Origin of the sequence: Nonomuraea longicatena (assembly GCF_039525605.1) — a bacterium.
GTDB lineage: Bacteria > Actinomycetota > Actinomycetes > Streptosporangiales > Streptosporangiaceae > Nonomuraea > Nonomuraea longicatena.
Window position 1 is genome coordinate 1 of sequence record NZ_BAAAHQ010000037.1, and the last position, 21,064, is coordinate 21,064.

Below are 21,064 nucleotides of genomic sequence, written 5' to 3' on the forward strand. Positions count from 1 at the left end.
CGCCCGCGCGCTCTCGTCATAGACCCAGCGGGGCCGGCCACGGCGGGTCTCATCAATGCCCGGCACCGTGACCGACTGCGGCTCGGCCGACAGCACCCGTCCGGCATAGGCGGTGAACGCCGCCGAGGCCACCGGCCAGGACACCCCGTGATCTCGCGCCGACTGCACGATCGTGCGACCGCTGTCGGCCACTGCCATCCCGCTGGCCTGGCGTAATCGCTGGGTCAGCCGCGCTCGCGCGGGCACCTGCGGAACCTGCTCGGTGAACGTCCCGCGTGGGCACACCACCGTCGAACAGATCCAGCGCCTCTTGCGCCACAGCAGCTCACATCGACGCCCGCCAACCGGCAGATCCCGCGGCCGAGTGGTCACCCACTCCTTCATCCGGGCGGCCCGCACCCCGCACCCCGGGCACACCCTCGCCCGTTCGTCGATCGTCGCCAACCAGACGATTGGCCCCTGACCAGGGTGTTCGTCTCTTGCGATGACCTCTGCGACGGCCAGGCCGTCCAAGCCCGGTAATCGGGTCGTATCGTTGACCATGCTCGCGGCTTCTCTGTTGTGATCTTCTGTGTCGACAACAGAAATGATCGACGGGAGCCGCGAGCTCCCTCAAGAGCCGACCGCATCCCAGCCACGCGAGCACGAGCAGTCAGGCCTCAACCCCGATCAAGTTCGAAGAGCCCTGATGGGTGTGTGGATGCCGATTCCGGCGCCGTCGTAGCCTGTCGGCGAGGGTGGGCAGTCCGCGAGCGGCTGCGGCGTACAGGGCGCCCAGCACGTGGATGCGAGCGGCGGTCAGATCGTGGACGGAGCCGGGTTCGACCTCGGCGTTCCACTGGGGAAGCCCGTTGGGGGCCGAGAGTGCTTGGAGGTTGCCGGCGTGCCGGTGGGCCTTGCCGGAGTACCAGGCGTCGATGGGCTCGCCCTTGACGCCGATGATCTGTTCGGCGCGGCGATCGGTCGGGATCAGGGTGCCGTCAAGGGTCACGTACGCCGGCCCGTCGGCGTGGGCACGGTTCAGCCGTCGATCCCTTCGGCGACGTAGCGGATCGCGGAGTGCACGGCGAAGCTGGCCGATGCCTACTTCGCCGACATACCCGCTACGGATCTACCCTGGGACCGTACGCCCCTTGCTAATGTGGCGAAGGTGAGCAGCGGCTTGGCTCGCCCGACACAAGATGGTCAGTCACCAGGGGTGGGCTGGGTCACCTCGGCCGAGGTCCTGCAGAGCGCCTTCCCCCACCTGGACCAGGTCGCCCGTGTGATCTCTGCGTCATCGGAGCACATCGTTCAACCAGGGTCCCTGCTGATCGCCTCGATACCCAGCGGGGTACGGATTGTCGAGACTCTTGTCCCCGTGATTCCTAGCCGCGGCATGCTCGCGGTCAGTCCGTTCCACGAGTCTGATCGCATGTGGCTCCTGCACGATCTGCGGGCCAGAGCTGCTGAGCTTGTGCTGACAGCCCAAGGGAGGCGGGCGCGTGAGCTCAGCAGGAGGATTTTGAGCAGCAAACTGCCCGATGGCCTGATCAAGCGGTGCGGGAGGCGTTCGGGCGCGTTGCCGGACCGCTTCATGAGCGGGCGAAGCTGACGACCGCGGAGAATCACACCTTAGACGCCCTCGCCAAAGTGACATGGGGTCCACGTCGCCGATTGGGCGATGAAGGTGCGATGCGCCCAGGGGCGGGTTACGCCTGTGACCGGATCAGGCGGGCTGATGGGCCGCCGGGGTCAGCACGTGGCCGATCCGTTCGACGGCGGCGGTCATGTCGCCGACGCCAGTGATCTGTTCGGCCCATGACCACCACAAGCTCCACTCGCCGCTGAGCGGGGCGGCGGTGACGACCTCGCACAGCGTCGTGCAGTCGGGGTTGATGACGCGCAGGCGTGGTAGCCGTCCGGGCTGGGTGAGGATGCGGGCATGCAAGCCTTGTTCCTCCAACAGGGTCCGCAGCTCGGCGAGGTAGGCGGCGGCCTGGTCGGTGATGTCGGCGGTGATGGGTTCGAGCATGACGACCTCCCGCGAGGATGGGCTGGAATGTTCAGAGCTAGGGCTGGTTGTGGCTGGCCGGACGTCGCGCGAGATAGATCTTTCGGGCGATCATGACCACCGCCGCGCAGGTGAGGGCTCCGAGCAGCACTGGGCATCCCGGCCGGAAGACCCTGGTAGGGCCCGAAAGCACGAAGACGACGAACACGGCGGTCAGAGTCAAGCGCAGCATGGATAGCGTCTTGCCACGAAACACGGCGGGCTTCCTTCGCGACAGACCGGCACCGGGGCGAACATGAGCAGGTGCTGACGGCACATGATGCTTCTCCGAATTCGGGCAGGCCAGCACGGGGCGTGAGCAGGGTGAACGGTGAAGCCGAAGGGATGAGGTCAGCTGGCGACCGGAGCGCAGAACAGGTTCTCCACCTGCGCCTCGGTGGGATGACGATCCAGGTGACACCACACATAGCGGTGCCTCTTACGGGGCATCCGATAGCTTCCCCATCGCCCACGCGACAGGGCATCCACGATCGCCAGCCCCCGCCCGTGCTCGGCGAACAGGTTCGGCACCTGGAGCGGGACGAGGGCAGGCGCCGAACTGGTCGACCCCAGGTCGGTCACCACCAGCCGAAGAACCAGCGGATCCTGCGACAGCTTGAGCGTGATCTCCTCGAGGCCGTCACCGGTATCGGTGACATCGGCGTACTTAATGGCATTGTTGTGTCCTGAACGCGAAAGGAAGAAGCATGTAGGAAGTCTTCTTCTTGTAGTGATGCTGTACGAAGGATGAAGGTTATGGCCCTTCAAATTCGCCCTGCGGGGGGAGAATTTAAACCACCTCATGCTGCGCTAGCTGAAGACTGCCGTGGTGAACGATGAGGAAAAGGCGTCCATCGAGGCGTCAGGTAGGGATCGGGAAGGCGAGCGCAAGCGAATCGCTGCTGACGTGTCGAAAATTAGAGACGACATCGAAACCGGGGTGTCAATGCAATCCCGGGAGAGAGCCTGGCGGGTGCCCGCCTATTGGCCAGGCGGTGTCCGGCATACAGGCGGCGCGAGCCCGGTCTGCGGCCTTCGAGCGGAACAGGAGAAGGCGGGCCTGGATACGTCTCCGCTGACTGGCGGGGAGAGAGGGAGCGTCCCGGGCGGTCCGAAGCCGTGAGGGACTGAGTACCGATGCCAGGCACGCCGGCGGACCGGCTCGTAGTAGTGCTGAAACCCCTGCAATCGGGGCGGAGCGAAGGGGCCGGGTCGTTCGTGGCTGTGTTTATACGATCAACCGGGCGTTACCCGGGAGGAGTCGCGTGAACAAGTTGAAATCATCAGGCAAGCCGTTCGATATTTCCAAGCAGTCAGTCTGGGAGGCGTACGAGAAAGTCAAGGCGAACAAGGGCGCGGCGGGTGTGGACGCGGTGTCGATGGAGGTTTTCGAGAAGGATCTGAAGGATAATTTGTACCGGATCTGGAACCGTATGGCCTCCGGCACCTATTTTCCGCCCCCGGTGCGTGCGGTGGAGATCCCCAAGAAAGGGGGCGTCCGTGTTCTGGGCGTGCCCACAATCGGGGATCGCATCGCCCAGACGGTGGTCGCCAGGGTTCTGGAGCAGAAGGCCGAGCCGGTCTTCCATCCGGACTCCTACGGCTACCGTCCCGGGCGGTCGGCGATCGACGCGGTGGGCCGGTGCCGGGAGCGCTGCTGGAAGGCGGACTGGGTCATCGACCTGGATATCCGCGCCTTCTTCGACAGCGTTCCGTGGGACCTGGTCCTCAAGGCGGTCGCCGCCCACACTGATCCGTCCCAGTCCTGGGTCCTGCTGTATGTGCGGCGCTGGCTCGCCGCACCGCTGCAACTGCCCGATGGGACACGGCGCGAGCGCGACCGGGGGACGCCCCAGGGCTCCTCGGTCTCACCTGTCCTCGCCAACCTCTTCCTTCACTACGCCTTCGATGCCTGGATGGCGCGGAACTTCCCCACCATCGGGTTCGAGCGCTACGTGGACGACGCGGTGGTCCACTGCGTCAGCGAACGCCAGGCACGCTTCGTGCTCGCGGCGATCGGGAAGCGGATGGCCGAGGTGGGGCTTGAACTACACCCGGACAAGACACGGATCGTGTACTGCCAGGATGCCAACCGGCGTGCCCCATACGAGCACACCGGGTTCACCTTCCTGGGGTTCACCTTCCGCACCCGCTCCGCGGTACGCAAGGACGGCGGTATGTTCCGGTCGTTCCTTCCCGCCATCAGCGGGGAAGCCCTGCGCAGGATCAGTTCCGAGGTGCGGTCCTGGCGGCTGCACCACCGCACGAGCCTGACCGAAGCAGACCTCGCACGGTTCATCAACCCGATCATTCGCGGTTGGATGGCGTACTACGGGGCCTTCTACCAGTCGGCCCTGTATCCCCTCCTGGAACGCGTCAACGCCTACGTGATGCGGTGGATGCGCAAGAAGTTCAAACGGCTGCGGGGCCGGAAGAAAGCCCAAACGGCGTGGAACCAGGCCGTCGCGCGACGGCCCCGGTTCTTCGCCCACTGGGCCTGGACCACCCATGCCCCGCGCGTCTGGTGACCAGAACGACAAGAGCCGTATGACGAGAGATCGTCACGTACGGATCTGTGAGGGCCGAGGGGTGAGAATCCCCTCGGCTACTCGGCGTCACTAGTTCCGAGGCCGCCAGCGTGACGAGCTCTCGGGCTGTATGTGCGCTGCCCAACCACCAGCAGATCGCCTCCCGGGCCAGATAGGGCGCACGCGAGCTGCACGCCAACCGGATTGTGCCGAGTTCCTCGAAATTCATTGGTGGGGGCGCGAGATTGATCACCGGAATCGCCTCACTACTTCCCGAACACGGGGCTGCTTCATCACTGAGCGAAGGCGATCAACTTCTACCGCCGGCTCGCCATTCGTGCGATGGAGGGTGTGGTTCATCCCTCGATGAAGAGACCATCTCAGAAAACCCCTGCGTGTGGTTGTCAATGCAAAGCACTTCCCAGGCACTTACCAGGTGTGCTACTACACATGCTGGTGCGTTTCATGTGTGCTACTAGAAAGGGGCGTCCTCTCCTTGGAAAACGCCGAGCAAGAACCTGCACTAAAAGCACCAAGCATTGATTTCGGTATCCATCTCCGTGAATATCGCAAACTGGCAGCCAAGCGACAAAAGGAGCTTGCTGTCATGCTCGGCTGGTCAGTCTCGAAGATCAGCATGTGGTCAGTCTCGAAGATCAGCATGATCGAACGCGGAGAACGCCGGGCCGACGAAGACTTCGCGCGAGCCGCCGACACCGCGCTGGGAGCGGGGGGCGGGCTGCTGACGCGCTGGAGGGAGACCGTCGAGCAGGCCGGGCGGTTCTCCATCTGGCTGGCCCAACTGGTCGAGATCGAACAGCGCGCGGACATGCTGCGAGCCTGGGAACCGTTGATCATCCCCGGCATGCTCCAGACCGAGCAGTACGCCCGAGCGATCTTCCGAGGGCGACCGGGGATCACCCCTGACGTCGTCGAGCAAAGCGTGGAGGCCCGGATGAACCGTCAGCGCATCCTGGAGCGGGAAAATGGTCCTACGCTATGGGTAGTACTAGACGAAGGAGTCCTCACCCGGCCTGTCGGGAATGAGGGGATCATGGCTGGGCAACTCGCGCATCTCGCCGCGATGGACGGTCATCCGCGGGTTCACCTTCGCCTCCTCCCTCATGACGCCTGGCTCACGACCGGCATGCAAGGAGCCTTCGTGCTGGCCAGCGGGTCGGAAATACCCGACACGGCCTACATCGAGTCGATCACGCTCAGCCAGATCACTGCCGAGCCAAGCCGGGTCCTGGACGTCAAGTCGCGGTATGAGATGTTGCACGGTGAAGCCCTTCCCCGAAGGGCCTCACTCCAGTTGATCGAGGAGAAAGCCAAGCGATGGAAGTGACCTACGAGGAACTGGATCGCGCCATCTGGCGCAAGGCCACGCGCTCTGGCGACAACGGTAATTGCCTAGAAGTGGCCCCTCTGTCCGGAGGCCGGGTCGGCATCCGCGACACCGAAGCTCCCGGCCAGCCCCCTTACGTCGTCTCAGCATCAGTGTGGACGGCGTTCATCGACGGCGCCAAAAAGGGTGAGTTCGACTTCTAGCCCTACCGGCAATGAGGCAGGTCAGGGGCCCTCGGAGATAACCGAAGGCCCCTGACTTATCAGCTCAACTGTCTGTGGCCAGCCGTTGCGCCGCTCGAGTGCGCAGACTTGGCAGGTGTACGAGCGGCCTGTTCACTAGCCTGACTCGATCAGGGTGCAAGGGCGAGTGAGGCGCTGGCCGGATGGCGGTCATGGCTGAGGACAGCCTTCGGTGGGGTGCGGGGCTTCGCCAGGCCCGGACTCGAAGAGGCGGCGAAGCCCCGCACCGGTCCCCGGCTGGACGAGGGCCGGGGGAAGGTATCCAGTCGCTTTGAGGCGGGGGGATGAGGTCCGCCGGGGCGGCCGGATACGTGGTCTTGAGTGAGATGTGTCCGAGGGGTTCTGCAGGGCGGTTCGGTCAGCCCTGTCAGGCAGAGATCCGCGCCGTTCGGAGCCTTGGAAGAAGCGGTCTACCCCGAGTCGGGGAAGGGTTCCCCGCCTCGGGAGAGGTCGAAGAGGGGAACGTGGTGCGCAGGGTCTGCCCTCCCGTGCCGCACCTGTTTACCCGACTGGCCGCCGCTCTCCTTCGGAAGGGGGGAAGGAATCGGGGGCCTGCGGGTGTCTCAGCTCACCTTCTTGTCCTTGAACAGGGCGTCGACAAGCGAGAATGAGCACATGTAGAAGCCGGCAAGGACGCCGAGCCATGAGGTCGCGACATGGTCCGGGCCGATCACGGCCAGCGTGCACATGATCACGAAGATGAGGGTGTAGCTCCAGGAAAGAATCAGGGCCGTTCGGCGGCTCATTGAGGTGGCGCTCCGATAGATGGTTGGTGGGCTGGTGTCCGGGCGGTGTCGCGGGTATCGCCCGGAGAGGGTCTGCGCACCCATTTGCGGTGGGGGCCGAGAGGTTCTGGAAATCTTCTTTTGAAGGTGAACCGCCGTCTCCGCCTCGTAAGTAGCCGTGCCGTTCTAGGAAGAATGCGAGTGGCTATGCACGCGTGATCATTCTTTGGTGTGGCTGGCGTCCCACGTTGCGTCAGCCTAAAGAAACCATCCCAGAAGACCCCTGTGTACGGGGTGTTTGGCAAAGCACTTCCCGGGCACGAACCGGGTGTGCTACTACACATGTCCGTGTTTTTCTCGTGTGCCATCGGAACGGAATCGTTCCACCACGGAAACATGGAGTCTGAACTCCCGCCAAAAGCACCTCGGGTAGAATTTTTGTGTCTATATCCGCGAACACCGTGAAATGGCAGGCAGGTGATAAAGGGGACTCGCTGTCATGCTCTGGAGTTGTCGCGGCGGAGGTCAGGGCAGAGGACTCTGCGGGTGACGATCTCGGCCAGGACAAACGCGGTTGAGGCGAGGTGCCCGGCGTGCGTACTTGGTCGAAGCGGCGGCATGGGGAGTTATCGGTGCTGGCTGGTGGATGCGGCGCTGACCGGACGCCGAGTGTGATCGACCTGCTGGTGCGGCGTTTCCGTGGCACGGCGCGAACGTGTGAGCGGGCGACGTTTGTGGGGCAGGTCGAGGGGTGATCGAGCTGTACGTCGAGACTGCGACGCCTACTGGAGCGCCTCAGGATGACTTTCACCGAAATCGGGCGAGCGACGTCGCGGGCGGTTTTGCCGCTGCTTGGACGTGTTCACGATCGAGCCGGGCCCGGCGTGCCTGGTCGCCTCGCTTGGATGGGCCTGGGGTGATCTTCCGGCGGGGCTGGCTTGCATGTCGGGTGAGGGCAGTGCGCGGCGGGTGTCGCAAACCGTGCATTTCGCCCGGGCCGACAACCGGCCGATGTGCCGGGTCCGTGCCGAAGAGCATTCCGCGAGCACGCGCTTGCCCGTCTCGGGCTCGTCGGAGGTTCTCAGAAAACGAGAAATCGCAGGTCAGATGGGGTGTAGGGTGGTAGGGCGCCCGGGGCTCGAACCCGGAACCTACGGATTAAAAGTCCGCAGCTCTGCCAATTGAGCTAACGCCCCCTACGACAAGTCAGCGTACAGAGGTTACCCCCCGTACGCGACGGACTTCTCGCCTGGTCACGATAACGTACGCGCCCACCCCAAGCGGCCAAGACCGCCACCTCTCACCGATACGCGGCCAGCCCCGTCAGCGCCTCCCCGAGCACCAGTGTGTGTATCTCCTGGGTGCCCTCGTACGTCAGCACACTCTCCAGGTTGTTCATGTGCCGGATCACAGGGTACTCAAGCGTGATCCCGTTGCCGCCCAGGATGGAGCGGGCCTCGCGGGCGATGTCGAGGGCCGCGCGTACGTTGGCCAGCTTGCCGAAGCTGATCTGCCGAGGTTCGAGTGTGCCGGCATCCTTGAGCGCACCGAGGTGGAACGCCGTGAGCGACGCCTGGGCCGTACCGACGTACATCCAGGCCAGTTTCTCCTGAGTGAGCTGGAACGCCCCGATCGGCCGGTCGAACTGCACGCGCGTCTTGGCGTAGTCGACCGCCGACTCCAGGCAGGCGCGTGCCGCCCCCACAACCCCCCACAAGATGCCGAAGCGCGCCTCTGAGAGGCACGACAGCGGCCCCTTGAGCCCGACGACGTCCGGCAGGACCGCCGTCGCCGGCAGCCGTACGTCGTCGAAGTACAGCGACGAGGTCACCGACGCCCTCAGGGACATCTTCTTGTGGATCTCAGGGGCGGAGAAGCCGGGGGAGTCGGTGGGGACGACGAAGCCCCTGATGCCCTCGTCGGTCTGCGCCCACACGACCGCGACGTCGGCGATCGAGCCGTTGGTGATCCACATCTTGGAGCCGTTGAGGATCCAGTCGGTGCCGTCCTTCTTGGCGTGGGTGCGCATGCTGGACGGGTCCGAGCCGTGGTCCGGCTCGGTGAGGCCGAAGCAGCCGATGGCCTGACCTGCGGCCATGCGCGGCAGCCACTCCTGCTTCTGCTCGTCGGAGCCGTAACGCCAGATCGGGAACATCGCCAGCGAGCCCTGCACGGACACGAACGAGCGCAACCCCGAGTCGCCGGCCTCCAGTTCGCGGCACGCGACGCCGTAGGAGGTGGCGTCGGTGCCGGCGCAGCCGTACCCGGAAAGGTGCATGCCGAGCAGGCCGAGTTCGCCGAGGACGGGGGCGAGTTCGCGCGCGGGGAAGACGGCGCGCTCGAACCAGTCGCCGACGTCGGGGAGCACACGGTCGGCCACGAACGACTTGACCGTGTCACGGATCAGGCGCTGGTCGGGGTTGAGCCGGTCGTCGATGCGCAGCAGGTCGTCCACGGAGATCCTCTCTCGCGTCAGGGGCTACCAGGGTTCTACCAGGGGGGATCCTGATGTGCGAACAGTACGCTCAGGGGCAGTCTTGAGACATGGATGAGATGAGGAACACCAAGCGGCTCCGGCGCACCGGCAAGGGCAGGATCGTGGCGGGCGTGTGCTCGGGTATCGGCGAGTATGTCGGCATCGACGCGAACCTGGTCAGGATCGGTCTGGCCATCGCCACCCTGTTCGGTGGCATGGGGGTCGGCGTCTACGCCATCGGATGGCTGCTGATCCCCGAAGAGGGCCGGGACGCCTCGATCGTACAGGATCTTGTCGGCAAGCAGCGGGACAAGAACAACGGCGACGTCTGGCAGCAGTGATCAGGCGGTTGCCTGGGCGCGTACCCGGGCGGCGATGTCGGCACGTGACTCGGTCCAGAGCATCGCGAGCACCGCGGCGCCGGTCACACCCATGACCCCGGACAGCGCGACCACGGGCTCGGGGCCGAGTCTCTCCGCCGCCAGGCCGCCGACGAGGATGCCGAGGCCCTGCGCGGCCATCAACCCCGACTGCACCAGGCCGAATGCCTGACCTCGTCGTTCGGCGGGCACGCACTGGACGAACGCGGCATTGGCCGCCAACTGGTAGGCGCCGCCGACGCCGGACAGGACCCACAGGCCGAGGACGACGGGCAGTGGCGGTTGCAACGCGGAGAAGACGAGCGGCGCGCAGCTGAGCATCGCCATCCAGCCCATGAGGCGCAGCCGTCCCGTCGGTGAGACGAATCTGCTGAACGCGAACGCGCCGATGACGGTGCCCGTGGGCATCGCGGCCATCAGCAGTCCGGTCACGACCGCGACCGGCAGGTCGGAATCGAGCTTCGCCGCGTACGGCACGGCGAGCCCTTCCGGAAGCACGTAGAAGCCGCACAACCAGGCGAACAGCACGAGAGTGCGGAGCCTGCGGTCGCCGAAGACGAGTTTGGACCCCGCGCGCGTCATGCTCCACATGGACGGCCGGGCGTCGCCGCCCGAGGCGGGGGCCGGGCGGCGCCGTACCCCTGCGACCAGGAGCAGCGCCGAGGCGAGGAAGGTCGCGGCGTCGATCGCGAGGGCCCGGTAGGGGCCGAGCGTGGCGATCAGCGCGCCGCCCGCCGCGAAGCCGAGCATCTGGACGGCCTGGTTCGTCATGTTCTGCAGAGCAGAGCCCACGACATAGCGGTCGCCGGGGAGGATCTCGGGCAGCAGCGCCGCCCGCGCGGCGCTGAAGGGCGCGCTGAGCAGGACGACGAGGAACACCAGCACGCACAGGACGGCGAACGGCATGCCGGGGACGGCCATCACCGCGACGAGCAGGGCCCGCAGCAGGTCGCACCAGAGCATGACCCGGCGCCGCGCGAACCGGTCGGCGAGCCCGGCCAGCAGTGGTCCGCCGACGATCGAGGGCAGGTAGGTGAGGGCGTAGACGGCCGCGGTGGCGAGCGGTGAGTTGGTGCGCTGGTAGACGAGCACGGCCAGTGCGACCTGGGCGAGTTGGTCGCCCAGGAGGGAGAAGCCCTGGGCGTACCAGAGCGCTCTGAACTCACCGACCGCGATGACCTCGCGATAGGTCGCTTGTCGCTCGGCGGCACGTCGATGCCGCCCCGAAGGCCTGGCCCCCATAGGACTCCGCTGCGCCTGACTCAGTGTATTCAGTATGTCACCTAAGGTGCCTGATCATCTGGTGCACCGCAACCGAAAGCATCCAACCGCTTGCAGCGGGTTACCATCCGAGTTCGTGCAACCGGTCATCGTCGATCCCGAAATGATGGGCTATTTCGTGCACAACGGTGACCCGTACTTCATGCACCACATCGTCTTCGGTATCGCAGATCTGATTGATCGTGTTGCGGTAGATCTCGATCCGGTCGGGCAGGACCGCTGAGTACCAGCCCCCGCGTTCGGTGAGAGGAATCCCCGTGTACAGACCGAGCAGGTTCGGCTCAGGCGGGTCGTCCACCACCACGACCACCACGTTGTCCATCATGCGGGTGAGCTCGGCCGGAATCGTGTCCAGCGCCTCGGACACGAGCTCCTCGAACTTCTCCCGCGCAACCTCGATCACACCCGCCATTCTGCCCTGTCAGTGAGGTATGCAAGAAGGCGTATGAAGTACCTCAGCACGAGATGGGCCAAGGCCGCCGCGGTGCTCTGTGTCGCGGCGATCGGTGCCTGGCTGGGCATCTTCCTCAGCGGTACGGTGAAAGCGGCGATCGGCCCCGTGGAGACCGGTATGTCGCTCCGCCCCGCGTGGAAGGGCGAGACCGTCGTCGACGCCAGTCCGCTCGGCACCCTGACCTTCCGCACCCATGACGCGCCCCTGCTGCTGCGCATCTCACTGGAGAACATCGACCAGGAGCAGGCCAGGACCCTCATCGAGGACCCTCGGCTGGCCGACCGCCTGCCCACCATCATCGAACGCGACCTGCGCGACGGGCTGGAGATGCTCGTGCTCCGCTCCCTGCTGTCCGCAGGGGCCGGCGCGCTCGTGGCGACCGTTCTGGTCTTCCGGCGGCCGAGAGTGGCCCTGGCGGGCCTTCTGGCCGCGTCCGTGGCCCTCGCGGGGACGGGAGGGCTCGCGGCCGTCACGTTCCGGCCGGACTCCGTTCTGGAGCCCCGCTACTCGGGGCTCGTCGCCGCCGCGCCGTCGCTCGTCGGCAGCGCCGAGTCGATCGTCACCCGATTCGAGTCGTACCGCTCGCAACTCACCAAGCTCGTGACGAACGTCTCCAAGCTGTACGACACGGTGCAGACCCTGCCCGTCTTCGACGCCGACCCCGACACGATCCGCGTACTGCACGTCTCCGACATCCACCTCAACCCGATCGCCTGGAACGTCATCCGGTCGATGAAGGACCAGTTCAAGATCGACCTGGTGGTCGACACCGGTGACATCACCGACCACGGCTCCAAGCCGGAGAACAAGTTCGTGGAGGAGATCGGCAAGTTCGGCGTCCCGTACGTCTGGGTGCGCGGCAACCACGACTCCGACAGCACGCAGAAGGCGGTCGAGAAGCAGAAGAACGCCGTCGTCCTCGACGGCGGCGGCAAGGTCGTCAGCGGCCTGCGCGTCTACGGCGTCGGCGACCCCCGCTTCACCCCTGACAAAACCATCCCGGTCGACACGGACCTCGCGAAACTTGAGGAGTACGGCAAAGCGCGCGCCGCAGGCGCCGCCGGGCACGACCTCGTGGCCGTCCACGACCCGACGATCGCGCGTGGTTTCTCCGGCTCCGCCCCGATGATCCTCGCGGGGCACTCGCACGAGCGCTCCACCACCGTGCTGCCCACCGGGACCCGCCTCCTCGTCCAGGGTTCGACGGGCGGAGCCGGGCTGCGGGCCCTCGAACACGCCGAGCCGACGCCCGTCCAAGCTTCTGTCCTGTACTTCGACAAGACCACGAAACGGCTCCGGGCCTGGGACGACATCAGTGTCGGCGGCCTCGGGGAGCAGTCGGTGCACATCCAGCGTCACGTGGAGGAGAACCCTGGACGTATGATTTCCCCAGCGCCGACGAACGCCCCGTCTCCAGCGGGACCGGTCAAAGGCACGCCGACGCCGACCGCCGGATCGCCGCTTTGGCATGAGGGGCAATCGTCCCCTATGCTTCAGAGGTCTCCGACGGAAGACGTCAGGAACAGGATGTGAATCCTGAGCCCCCATCGTCTAGCGGCCTAGGACACCGCCCTTTCAAGGCGGCGGCACGGGTTCGAATCCCGTTGGGGGCACGGCTTAACAGGAAAACGGATGGTCGAAGGCCACCGAAGAACTGATAAGCTAAGCAAGGCCCGAGAGGGTAACGCAAAAAGCAAGGTCCTGTAGAGCAGTTTGGAGTGCTCGCCACCCTGTCAAGGTGGAGGTCGCGGGTTCAAGTCCCGTCAGGACCGCTCCGGGTCAGGTAGCTCAGTCGGTACGAGCGTCCGCCTGAAAAGCGGAAGGTCGGCGGTTCGACCCCGCCCCTGACCACCTCAATTGGCCAGCAGAAACGCCCCACAGTGATTGTCACTGCGGGGCGTTTGTTTTGTGTTGACGGACAGTACGCCGGAATCGCCCAGCTAAGAATCTGCGGCCACCGGGAAATCGCTGTCGCCCCTCCTGTATGACGGGACGGATCCGCTGTCTTCGTGACGACTGCGTCGGCATGGCCGACCATGCGCGTGATCTGCTCAATCGGCAGGTCGCGGATCGAATTGACTGGGGCTATTCGCGACATACGTCCCAGGCGGCCAGGACCGCAGCCTCCCGGGTCGGCGTGATGCCCACGTCGGCGGCGGCCTCATGATCGAGGTCGGCATCACCGGCGCAAAGCCACTCCCACGTGTCGCAGACCGTCTCGAACAAGGGCCGGCACCTCAACCCCGCCGCCCGAGCACGAGCCGTCTCCAACCGCCATGTCCCCGCATGGGGCCGCCACAACGGCAACTCCACCCACTCCCGCACACCGTGCCGGACCAGGAACTCGTCAGCCACCCACTCCAGCGCCGCGCTGCCACCCGTCACCCGTCGACACGCCTCCAGCAGATCACCGAATGTGGCCGACCCGATCGGCGCCGCCACATTGAACGAACCCCCCAGCCGCCGCTCCGCCACCTTCAGCGCGAACTCCGCCACATCCCGTACATCCACCGGCTGAATACCCCAACCCGGAACGCCGGGAGCCAGCACCCGACCGCCACCCGCGACCCGCCGCAACCACCACGGAACCCGTCCCGCGTACTCGCGCGGACCGATCATCACACTGGGCCGCAACACCGCCGACCGGCCCGGAAAGGCGGTCCCCACCGCCACCTCGCATCCCGCCTTCTCCCGCCCGTACCTGTCCGCGGCGTTCTCCCCCAAAGGCCGCCCTCCACCGGCACGCACCTCGGAGCCGTCGTCCAACGGGTCCGTCGGCCACCCCCGATACACATTCACCGTGGACACATATACGTAGAACTCCGCCACCCTCGACAACACCGACGCCGACGCCCGGACCACCCCCGGCACCATTCCACTCGTGTCCACCACCGCGTCCCACGGACCGCCTCTCACCAATCGCACCAGATCCGCCCACCGCCCCCGATCGCCCCGCACCGCCACCACCCCGGCCACGTCTCCACCCGACCGGCCACGATTGAACGTCGTCACCTCATGACCCCGCCCCACCGCCAGCTCGGCCAACGCCCGCCCGAGAAACCACGTCCCCCCGAGAATCAGCATTCGCATGAAGCCGATCCTCACGCACAAAGAATCACCCGCACACGAGATCCGGATAAGTCTTGCACCCAGCTCCCGGCGCCGAATATGACGTGTACGAAATGCACGACCAAATCGAGTCGGCCGACGCCGGATGACCCGGGGCCACGTGGTTCGGCGTCTGCGACGACAGCTCGACGGGCGCAGGACGGGACAGCATCCGGTCTATCAAGGGTTGTCCACGTCGGTGGCCCCGCCCGAGTGGCCGGCCGAAGCTCGGGGCGGGGCCGGACGGAGTGGCGTCAGTGGTTCACCGGCTGAGCGTTCTGCAGGGACGGGGACGTGAGGTGTTCGAAGATGCTGCCCGGATCCGGCGTCTTCTTGTGAGTGAGCTTGTGGATGAACGACTGGGCGAGAAGTTCGGCCAGGCGGTCCGCTGAATAGGGCTCCTGCATGGCCCGCTGAAGGCCGTGCGGCGGGTGGGCGCTGAGATTGACGGTCTGATCCCAGATCTCGGCGAAGCGCTCGTCGAGGTGATAAAGGCACTCGAACATCTCGTGGAAGAAGTAATACGAGACCTCGATGTCCCGGCGGTCCCAGTATTCCCGCAGCGCTTCGTGCATCATTGCGGTGATGTAATTGTCGGGCTGCGCGGCGAGGAACCAGTTCGAGATACGTGCCCCATCGTACCTGAAGGCGAAGAATCCCGACCGGGTGAGTTCCTGGAACTGGTCCGCGATGTTCTCGACGGTGAGACACGTCGCGTCCACCCAGATCCCCCCGTACTTTCGGAGCAGGGCCACGCGTGCGAAATCGGAGAAGTGCGCCCGCTGCTTGGGGGAGTGGGCGCGCACCGACGGGGGAATCCGTACGAGGCCACGAAGTGACTTTCTGTCCAGCTCCACGACGGCTGGGCCGCACATCTCCCGCAGCCGGGCCCGGCAGGCCTGGACGATCGGCGGGGCCTGTTCGAGGCCCTGCTCCCAGTAGACGAACACCTTGGGGTCCTCCGGCGCCCTGCCCTCGGCCGTGCCCGCACGTCGCCGGATTCCCTTCAGGTTGCCGCTGAGGAAACGAGCCATCGTGCGCCTGGTCATGAAGCGCTGCGGGCCGGCCTGAAGCAGGAGTTCGTCGATCTCCCACCGGTGCCGGTCGAGCCGGAGCGCCTCCGTGTAGGCCCGGCCCGCTCCGACGAAGTCCGCTCTGCCTTCGAGGTACTGGCCCAGTTCGTAGAGGGGCGTCGGGTCCGGGTGCGCCCGGGAGATCGTGAGGGAGAAGCTGGGCATGGGGTGCCTCCTGAGGCTGCAAAAGGCTCGATTGTCGGCCGACCATACCGACTCGCCCGACCGGTTTCGGGCCGACTTTTGCGGTTCTTTCAGAAGGCGCTGTGCTCTGATTTCCGACATCGGCTGATTCGGAGTGGCATGCCACTATAAAGGGCTCAGTCGATGTCAAGCACCGGTCATTCGGCGGTAACTTCGGGGCCATTCGCGCGGGCGGGCCATTTTCAAATGTGAACGACTTGGCTTCAATGCTCTGAACTGATCCCATGCAGGGAGTCCTGAATGTCGCCAATTCTTAGTGTTGTCGTCCCGTGCTATCGGGTCGAGATGTATCTGGCGGAATGCCTGGAATCGATCTCGCGGCAGACCCTCGCCGACATCGAGGTCGTCTGCGTCGACGACGGATCCCCGGACGGCAGCGCGGCCATCGCCGAGGCCATGGCGTCGCGAGACCCGCGTTTTCGGCTCGTGCGCCAGGACAACCAGGGGCTCGGCCCGGCCCGGAACACGGGTGCGGCTCTGGCCCGGGGCAGGTACCTCGCATTCGCCGACAGCGATGACGTCGTCCCGGCCGACGCGTACGGGCTGCTGGTCTCCACCCTGGAGAGGACGGGGTCCGACTTCGCCGCCGGCAACGTCGAATGCATGAACTCCACCGCGCGGTGGCAGTCCCCGATGCACGCGGAGACCTTCCGGCAGGACGTTCTCAAGACGCATGTGAGCAGGCAGCATGACCTGCTGCTCGACCGGACGGCTTGGAACAAGGTGTACCGGCGTAGCTTCCTCGACGGCACGGGCCTGTCGTTCCCGGCCGGGCTCTACGAGGACGCGCCCGTCACCGTGCCCGCGCACGTCCTGGCCACCTCCGTCGACGTACTCAAGCAGGTGGTCTATCTCTGGCGGCAGCGTGAGGGAGGGGAGCGGTCGATCACCCAGCAGCGCACCGTGCCCGGCAATCTTGAGGACAGGGTCCGTTCGGTGCGGACGACCCGCGACTTCCTGCGCGCCCACGGCGACGCGGAGGTCGGCCTGGCCTACGACGTGTACGCCTTGCAGAGCGACATCAGTGTCTACCTGCAGCAGTACGCCCAGAGCGGATCGGACTACCGGTCGCGGTTCCTGGCCGTTGTCGGGCCGCTGGTCCACGACATGGACCGGGAAGTCTTCCGGCGGTTGCCCTGGAACCAGAGCCTCGCCTTCGACCTGGTCCGGCGCGGCGACGGCGCGGCCCTTGCGGAACTGCTGCTGGAGTCCGTCACCGGCAGGCGGCAACGGCTGGTCAGAGGCTGGCGCGGGTGGCGGGTGCGTCATCCGTTGCTGCCCAGGGCCGGAGCGCCCGCCACACCCGCCGACCTGCGGTTGATAGCTCGCGTGGACGGCCTGACCTGGCACGACGAGAGGCTGCAGGTGTCGGGTTACGCCTACGCGCCCGGACTGGACCTGGCCGATCCCCGTGATGCGGAGCTCGAACTCGCGCTCGTCAACCGCCGGACCGAGGCGCAGATCCCGGTCCCGGTGCGACGTGTGCCGCGCACCGATGTCACGGCGGCCTCGTCTCATCTCACTGCGAACTACGACGCTTCCGGATTCACCGCCGAGATCGATCCGGGGATCCTGTCGCACAAGGGGTCGTGGCAGCTGCAGTTGAGCCTCCGCCGCCCGGGGCTCCGGATCGAGTCCCGGTGTGCCGCTGTCGGCGCGGCTCGCCGGTTCGCCGGAGTCAAGGTCCACAGCGCCTTGTGGATGGGGGTCAGCGGCGGTGATGACGTCCTCGTCCGGCTGCGGAAGATCAATGCGACGGCCGAGGTCCGGAATCTGGGTGCGGGCGAGCTCACCCTCGACGGACGGATCACCCGCAAGCGCACCCCGTCGGCCGCCGCTGTGGTCCTGCGCGCGAGGCGAGGCGGGCATGAACTGCGGGTGCCGGTCGAACCGGCGCCGCACGGGGAGCAACTGGCCTTCTCCGCGTCGATCCCGTCGCGGGCACTGGCGGAACCGGCGGTCACCGGCGGTTCGGACGTCTACTGGGAGGTCCTTCTCTCCGTGGACGACGGCGAGCCGGTCGCCCTGATGAACCCGGCGGCGTCCACGCACGACCGTGGCCTGGTCGGGGACCGGGAGATCGCCCAGGTCACGGGCCGGGACCTGCAGTTGGGGATCGTCGTGCGCGAACCCCGGGTCCTGGTCACGGAGGTCGAGTGGGCAGAGGACGGCACGCTCAGGGTTAAAGGGCTGAACAGGGTCGGCGCCGACCGGCCGGAGTGCCTCGTGCTGCGCCGGGTCGGCGGCGGTGGCAGTCATCGGGTGCCGCTGAGCTGGGACGGCCCGGCCTTCACCGCCGCGTTCCGGCCCGAGAGGCTTCCCGTCCACGGGTACGAGACGAGTCTGTCCACCGGACAGTGGGAGTTCGCGGTCACCTCGGAGAACGCACCTGTTCTGGTACGCCTGGACAAGTCGCGGCGGCTGCCGGACGAGCGGGTCGTGGGCGTGCACGAGTACGGCTTCAGATCCCGTGCCGACGGGGCCCTGGTGCTGTGGACCCGGCCGTCTCTCAGTCCCGACGACGGGGTCAGGGGCCGGGACACACTCAGGAACACGGTTTATCCCGCCATGCTCCGTCGGCCGGTGAGCGACCTGCTGGTCTTCGACGTATGGCGCGGCCGTCAGTACTCCGACAGCCCGCGAGCCGTTTTCGAGGAGCTCCGGCGTCGTGGCGACCGGAGAGAATGCGTCTGGGTGTCGGCGGACGGACAGGTCAACCCGCCCGGCGACGCGCGGGTGGTGCGGAAGAACAGCCGAGAGCATTTCGAGGCGATGGCCGGGGCGAGTCACATCTTCTGCAACGACAACGCGCCGGACTGGTTCGTGAAACGAGCCGACCAGACCTATGTGCAGACCTGGCACGGGACGCCGCTCAAACGCATCGGTTTCGACCTGCCGGTCGTTCACTTCGACAACGGCACCGACTACCTGCGCCGCTTCGGGCAGGACGTGGCCAAATGGGATCTGCTGCTGTCGCCGAACTCCTTCAGCAGCCCGATCTTCTCCAGGGCCTTCGCCTATTCCGGCGAGATCCTGGAATGCGGGTACCCGCGCAACGACCTGCTTCACCGGGCCGAGGGCGTGTCGCGGGCCGCGCGGGTCCGGGACGCGCTGGGCATCCCTTCGGGTCAGCGGGTGGTTTTGTACGCGCCGACCTGGCGGGACGACCACCCGGCGGGAGGGCTGGAACTCGGTCTCGACCTCGACACGATGCGCCGGGCGCTGGGCGATGAACACACCCTCCTCGTCAGGGGCCACATTCACACCGGAGGGCCGGTGGAACCGTCGCGTCGCGTCCTCGACGTCACGCGGTACCCGGACATCACCGAACTCCTGCTGATCGCCGATGTGCTGATCACCGACTACAGCTCGGTGATGTTCGACTACGCCGGGACGGGCCGTCCCATTCTCTTCTTCACTTACGATCTCGAACACTATCGGGACGTCCTGCGCGGGTTCTATTTCGATTTCGAGGCCGAGGCGCCGGGACCGCTGCTGCGCACGACCGACGAGATCGTCGACGCCCTTCGCCAGGTGGACGAGGTGGCCGGCAAGTACGCGGCGCTCCACGACGCCTTCGCCGACAGGTTCTGCCACCTGGACGACGGGATGGCGGCCGCCCGTGTGGTGGATCACGTGCTGTGATTCAGACGGCGATAAGGAGGGCGGCGTTCAGGCGGGTTCCCACTGGAACCTCTGATCGCCGGTCGCGTCGCAGCCGTACTGCACCAGCGGGCTGTGACGGCGGGTCAGCAGGCACGGCCGGGGGCCGCGTGTGGTGGATTCGATGTAAAAGCCGGAACGCGCGCCGACGGTGGGCGCGAACCACTCGTTGAGCTGGGCGAGGCAGTCCCACTGGGTGATCCAGGCGCCGTCGGCGCGGCTGGCGGCGTGGACGTTCCAGCATTTGCCGTGAGCGGTCCTGATCATCGGCAGGCCGAGCGCGTCGGTGAAGGTGAAGTGCTGCCCCGCGCGGGCGGGGTCGCACGGCTCCTGCACGATCGCGGCCCCGTTGCCGCCCTGGACGGCCAGGCAGTGGCCGGAGGACATCGACCGGACCCGCACCGGGACGTCGCGCGGCGGCAGGCCGCCGCTGTAGTCGGCGCGGGCGGCCGGCGCGGACGCCAGTGCGGTGAGGATGACCAGGGCGGCCAGGGCGGGGATCCTCATGAACACCTCTCAGTCGCGGATCGTGATGATAAGCACACTGTGAGTGTTCTGGGAAGGCGAGGGAATCGCCGTCACCGCGACAGCATCGTTCAGACGGGGTCGCGCCAGCGGTCGTGGTGGACCGCCTCGGTCAGGGGACGACGGCGGCGCCAGCCGTGCCGTTCGAGGTCGGGGACGGTTTCCAGGTGGGTGACCGGGCCGACGCAGAGCCAGGCGACCGGCCGGACACCGGCGGGGATGCCGAGCAGGCCGGACACGAAGTCCTCGCGGTAGAAGGACACCCAGCCGACGCCGAGGCGCTCGGCGGTGGCGGCCAGCCAGAGGTTCTGGATGGCGAGGCAGACGGAGTAGAGGCCGGCGTCGGCGATGGCGTGACGGCCGAGGACACCGGGTCCGCCGCGCGCGGGGTCGTAGGTGACGACGATCGACAGGGTGGACTCCAGCACGCCGTCGATCTTGATGCGGGCGAAGCGGTCGGCGGCGTCGCCGGAGAGGGTGGCCGCGTACACGTCGCGCTCGTCCTGGACGTGCTGGTGGAAGGACTTCCTGGTGGTGTGGTCACGAACCAGGACGAAGTCCCACGGCTGGGAGAGCCCGACGCTGGGGGCGGCGTGCGCGGCGTCGAGAACCCGCTGCAGGACGTCGTCGTCGAGCGGTTCACCGGTGAACTGGCCGCGGACATCGCGGCGACGGTGGACAAGATCGTAGAACTGGCTGTTCATGGGCAGGCTCCCGCTGCGTCGTCGGACGCGAGGCCGGTCTTCGGACTCCCAGATCGACGCTGTCCCGCCCGCCTTCCCAGCCTGAGGCCAGTGGCTGCGCCGGAGGCGCGTGGGCGGCAACTCCCTGGTCACCGCGGCGGGCCCGTGCCGGATTCACACCGGCTTCCCGATTCTCCCCGAGCGGGGCACCTCGCTACAGTCGCCGCCGCGCACGCTATCACCCATCCATCCCTTACGGCAGAGCCCCCTTGACGCCTCCCTCGCAGCCCGGCCGACGGCCTCCAGGGCGCCACTCCTCTGACGCCTCCTCTCTGCGACGAC

The 21,064-nt window shown here is 66.6% G+C and carries 19 protein-coding genes, 4 tRNA genes and 1 riboswitch; of the genes, 9 read left to right on the plus strand and 14 right to left on the minus strand.

Annotated elements, in window-relative coordinates:
• From ABD120_RS29315 to ABD120_RS29335, 5 genes are all read right to left on the minus strand, one after another.
• The coding region (locus tag ABD120_RS29315) for a transposase family protein (protein WP_343953387.1) at nt 1-543 on the minus strand (543 nt) is incomplete at its 3' end.
• A 109-nt stretch (nt 544-652) separates the two neighbouring features.
• A complete protein-coding gene (locus tag ABD120_RS29320) occupies nt 653-991 on the minus strand; it encodes a transposase family protein (protein WP_425564058.1) in 339 nt (112 codons plus the stop codon).
• Between the two features lie 717 nt (nt 992-1,708).
• Entirely contained in the window at nt 1,709-2,014 is a 306-nt protein-coding gene (locus tag ABD120_RS29325; protein ID WP_343953388.1) for a hypothetical protein, read from the minus strand.
• Nucleotides 2,015-2,051: 37 nt separating this feature from the next.
• Complete coding sequence (locus ABD120_RS29330) at nt 2,052-2,225, minus strand: hypothetical protein (RefSeq protein ID WP_343953389.1); 174 nt, start codon at nt 2,223-2,225, stop codon at nt 2,052-2,054.
• Nucleotides 2,226-2,383: 158 nt separating this feature from the next.
• Entirely contained in the window at nt 2,384-2,836 is a 453-nt protein-coding gene (locus ABD120_RS29335; RefSeq protein ID WP_343953390.1) for an ATP-binding protein, read from the minus strand.
• 461 nt (nt 2,837-3,297) lie between these two features.
• Here ABD120_RS29335 and ltrA point away from each other — a divergent pair, with 461 nt between their 5' ends.
• From ltrA to ABD120_RS29350, 3 genes are all read left to right on the plus strand, one after another.
• Entirely contained in the window at nt 3,298-4,560 is a 1,263-nt protein-coding gene (ltrA, locus tag ABD120_RS29340; RefSeq protein ID WP_343953391.1) for a group II intron reverse transcriptase/maturase, read from the plus strand.
• Nucleotides 4,561-5,056: 496 nt separating this feature from the next.
• Nucleotides 5,057-5,908 (plus strand): helix-turn-helix domain-containing protein, encoded by an 852-nt coding sequence (locus ABD120_RS29345; protein WP_343953392.1) that lies wholly within the window; start codon nt 5,057-5,059, stop codon nt 5,906-5,908.
• Nucleotides 5,899-6,111 carry a DUF397 domain-containing protein gene (locus ABD120_RS29350; RefSeq protein WP_343953393.1) on the plus strand — a complete coding sequence of 71 codons (213 nt, stop codon included), beginning with the start codon at nt 5,899-5,901 and terminating at the stop codon, nt 6,109-6,111. Before ABD120_RS29345 ends, ABD120_RS29350 begins: the two co-directional genes overlap by 10 nt.
• 602 nt (nt 6,112-6,713) lie before the next feature.
• Here ABD120_RS29350 and ABD120_RS29355 read toward each other — a convergent pair.
• The 3 genes from ABD120_RS29355 to ABD120_RS29365 form a co-directional block, all read right to left on the minus strand.
• Complete coding sequence (locus tag ABD120_RS29355) at nt 6,714-6,896, minus strand: hypothetical protein (protein ID WP_343953394.1); 183 nt, start codon at nt 6,894-6,896, stop codon at nt 6,714-6,716.
• Nucleotides 6,897-7,995: 1,099 nt separating this feature from the next.
• Nucleotides 7,996-8,071: transfer RNA gene (locus ABD120_RS29360), tRNA-Lys, on the minus strand.
• A 104-nt stretch (nt 8,072-8,175) separates the two neighbouring features.
• Nucleotides 8,176-9,330 (minus strand): acyl-CoA dehydrogenase family protein, encoded by a 1,155-nt coding sequence (locus ABD120_RS29365; protein ID WP_343953396.1) that lies wholly within the window; start codon nt 9,328-9,330, stop codon nt 8,176-8,178.
• Between the two features lie 89 nt (nt 9,331-9,419).
• Between ABD120_RS29365 and ABD120_RS29370 the strand changes: the two genes are divergently transcribed.
• Complete coding sequence (locus ABD120_RS29370) at nt 9,420-9,692, plus strand: PspC domain-containing protein (RefSeq protein ID WP_343953397.1); 273 nt, start codon at nt 9,420-9,422, stop codon at nt 9,690-9,692.
• Here the strand turns inward: ABD120_RS29370 and ABD120_RS29375 are convergent, their stop codons facing one another.
• Nucleotides 9,693-10,973 (minus strand): MFS transporter, encoded by a 1,281-nt coding sequence (locus ABD120_RS29375; protein WP_343953398.1) that lies wholly within the window; start codon nt 10,971-10,973, stop codon nt 9,693-9,695. It lies immediately after the preceding gene.
• A gap of 100 nt (nt 10,974-11,073) precedes the next feature.
• The gene (locus tag ABD120_RS29380) at nt 11,074-11,424 is read right to left on the minus strand and encodes a metallopeptidase family protein (RefSeq protein WP_425564060.1); all 351 of its coding nucleotides are present in this window, start codon (nt 11,422-11,424) and stop codon (nt 11,074-11,076) included.
• 33 nt (nt 11,425-11,457) lie between these two features.
• Here ABD120_RS29380 and ABD120_RS29385 point away from each other — a divergent pair, with 33 nt between their 5' ends.
• The 4 genes from ABD120_RS29385 to ABD120_RS29400 all read left to right on the plus strand — a co-directional run bounded on the left by ABD120_RS29385 (nt 11,458) and on the right by ABD120_RS29400 (nt 13,317).
• Nucleotides 11,458-12,999 (plus strand): metallophosphoesterase family protein, encoded by a 1,542-nt coding sequence (locus tag ABD120_RS29385; RefSeq protein WP_343953401.1) that lies wholly within the window; start codon nt 11,458-11,460, stop codon nt 12,997-12,999.
• A gap of 7 nt (nt 13,000-13,006) precedes the next feature.
• A tRNA-Glu gene (locus ABD120_RS29390) sits at nt 13,007-13,079 on the plus strand.
• Nucleotides 13,080-13,163: 84 nt separating this feature from the next.
• Nucleotides 13,164-13,238, plus strand: a tRNA-Asp gene (locus ABD120_RS29395).
• Nucleotides 13,239-13,243: 5 nt separating this feature from the next.
• A tRNA-Phe gene (locus ABD120_RS29400) sits at nt 13,244-13,317 on the plus strand.
• A 234-nt stretch (nt 13,318-13,551) separates the two neighbouring features.
• On the opposite strand, the gene ABD120_RS29405 is transcribed toward ABD120_RS29400, so the two are convergent.
• Entirely contained in the window at nt 13,552-14,571 is a 1,020-nt protein-coding gene (locus tag ABD120_RS29405) for an NAD-dependent epimerase/dehydratase family protein (protein WP_343953402.1), read from the minus strand.
• Between the two features lie 257 nt (nt 14,572-14,828).
• The gene (locus ABD120_RS29410) at nt 14,829-15,812 is read right to left on the minus strand and encodes a capsular polysaccharide synthesis protein (RefSeq protein WP_343953403.1); all 984 of its coding nucleotides are present in this window, start codon (nt 15,810-15,812) and stop codon (nt 14,829-14,831) included.
• Nucleotides 15,813-16,136: 324 nt separating this feature from the next.
• Here ABD120_RS29410 and ABD120_RS29415 point away from each other — a divergent pair, with 324 nt between their 5' ends.
• Nucleotides 16,137-19,496, plus strand: a complete 3,360-nt coding sequence (locus tag ABD120_RS29415) for a bifunctional glycosyltransferase/CDP-glycerol:glycerophosphate glycerophosphotransferase (RefSeq protein ID WP_425564061.1) — start codon at nt 16,137-16,139, stop codon at nt 19,494-19,496.
• A 27-nt stretch (nt 19,497-19,523) separates the two neighbouring features.
• Here the strand turns inward: ABD120_RS29415 and ABD120_RS29420 are convergent, their stop codons facing one another.
• A complete protein-coding gene (locus ABD120_RS29420) occupies nt 19,524-20,021 on the minus strand; it encodes an RICIN domain-containing protein (protein WP_343953405.1) in 498 nt (165 codons plus the stop codon).
• Nucleotides 20,022-20,110: 89 nt separating this feature from the next.
• On the minus strand, nt 20,111-20,743 hold the full coding sequence (gene bluB, locus ABD120_RS29425; RefSeq protein ID WP_343953406.1) for a 5,6-dimethylbenzimidazole synthase: 633 nt from the start codon (nt 20,741-20,743) through the stop codon (nt 20,111-20,113).
• Between the two features lie 14 nt (nt 20,744-20,757).
• Nucleotides 20,758-20,951: riboswitch (cobalamin riboswitch) on the minus strand.
• Nucleotides 20,952-21,064 lie beyond the last annotated feature (113 nt).

Bases quoted from the DNA above. Each gene is read 5' to 3' on its own strand.
- ABD120_RS29325 (WP_343953388.1), bottom strand. From the start codon at position 2,014: ATGCTCGAACCCATCACCGCCGACATCACCGACCAGGCCGCCGCCTAC.
- ABD120_RS29355 (WP_343953394.1), bottom strand. From the start codon at position 6,896: ATGAGCCGCCGAACGGCCCTGATTCTTTCCTGGAGCTACACCCTCATC.
- ABD120_RS29420 (WP_343953405.1), bottom strand. From the start codon at position 20,021: ATGAGGATCCCCGCCCTGGCCGCCCTGGTCATCCTCACCGCACTGGCG.
- ABD120_RS29415 (WP_425564061.1), top strand. From the start codon at position 16,137: ATGTATCTGGCGGAATGCCTGGAATCGATCTCGCGGCAGACCCTCGCC.
- ABD120_RS29380 (WP_425564060.1), bottom strand. From the start codon at position 11,424: ATGGCGGGTGTGATCGAGGTTGCGCGGGAGAAGTTCGAGGAGCTCGTG.
- ABD120_RS29375 (WP_343953398.1), bottom strand. From the start codon at position 10,973: ATGGGGGCCAGGCCTTCGGGGCGGCATCGACGTGCCGCCGAGCGACAA.
- ABD120_RS29350 (WP_343953393.1), top strand. From the start codon at position 5,899: ATGGAAGTGACCTACGAGGAACTGGATCGCGCCATCTGGCGCAAGGCC.
- bluB (WP_343953406.1), bottom strand. From the start codon at position 20,743: ATGAACAGCCAGTTCTACGATCTTGTCCACCGTCGCCGCGATGTCCGC.
- ABD120_RS29410 (WP_343953403.1), bottom strand. From the start codon at position 15,812: ATGCCCAGCTTCTCCCTCACGATCTCCCGGGCGCACCCGGACCCGACG.
- ABD120_RS29330 (WP_343953389.1), bottom strand. From the start codon at position 2,225: ATGCTGCGCTTGACTCTGACCGCCGTGTTCGTCGTCTTCGTGCTTTCG.
- ABD120_RS29335 (WP_343953390.1), bottom strand. From the start codon at position 2,836: ATGAGGTGGTTTAAATTCTCCCCCCGCAGGGCGAATTTGAAGGGCCAT.
- ABD120_RS29370 (WP_343953397.1), top strand. From the start codon at position 9,420: ATGGATGAGATGAGGAACACCAAGCGGCTCCGGCGCACCGGCAAGGGC.
- ABD120_RS29385 (WP_343953401.1), top strand. From the start codon at position 11,458: ATGAAGTACCTCAGCACGAGATGGGCCAAGGCCGCCGCGGTGCTCTGT.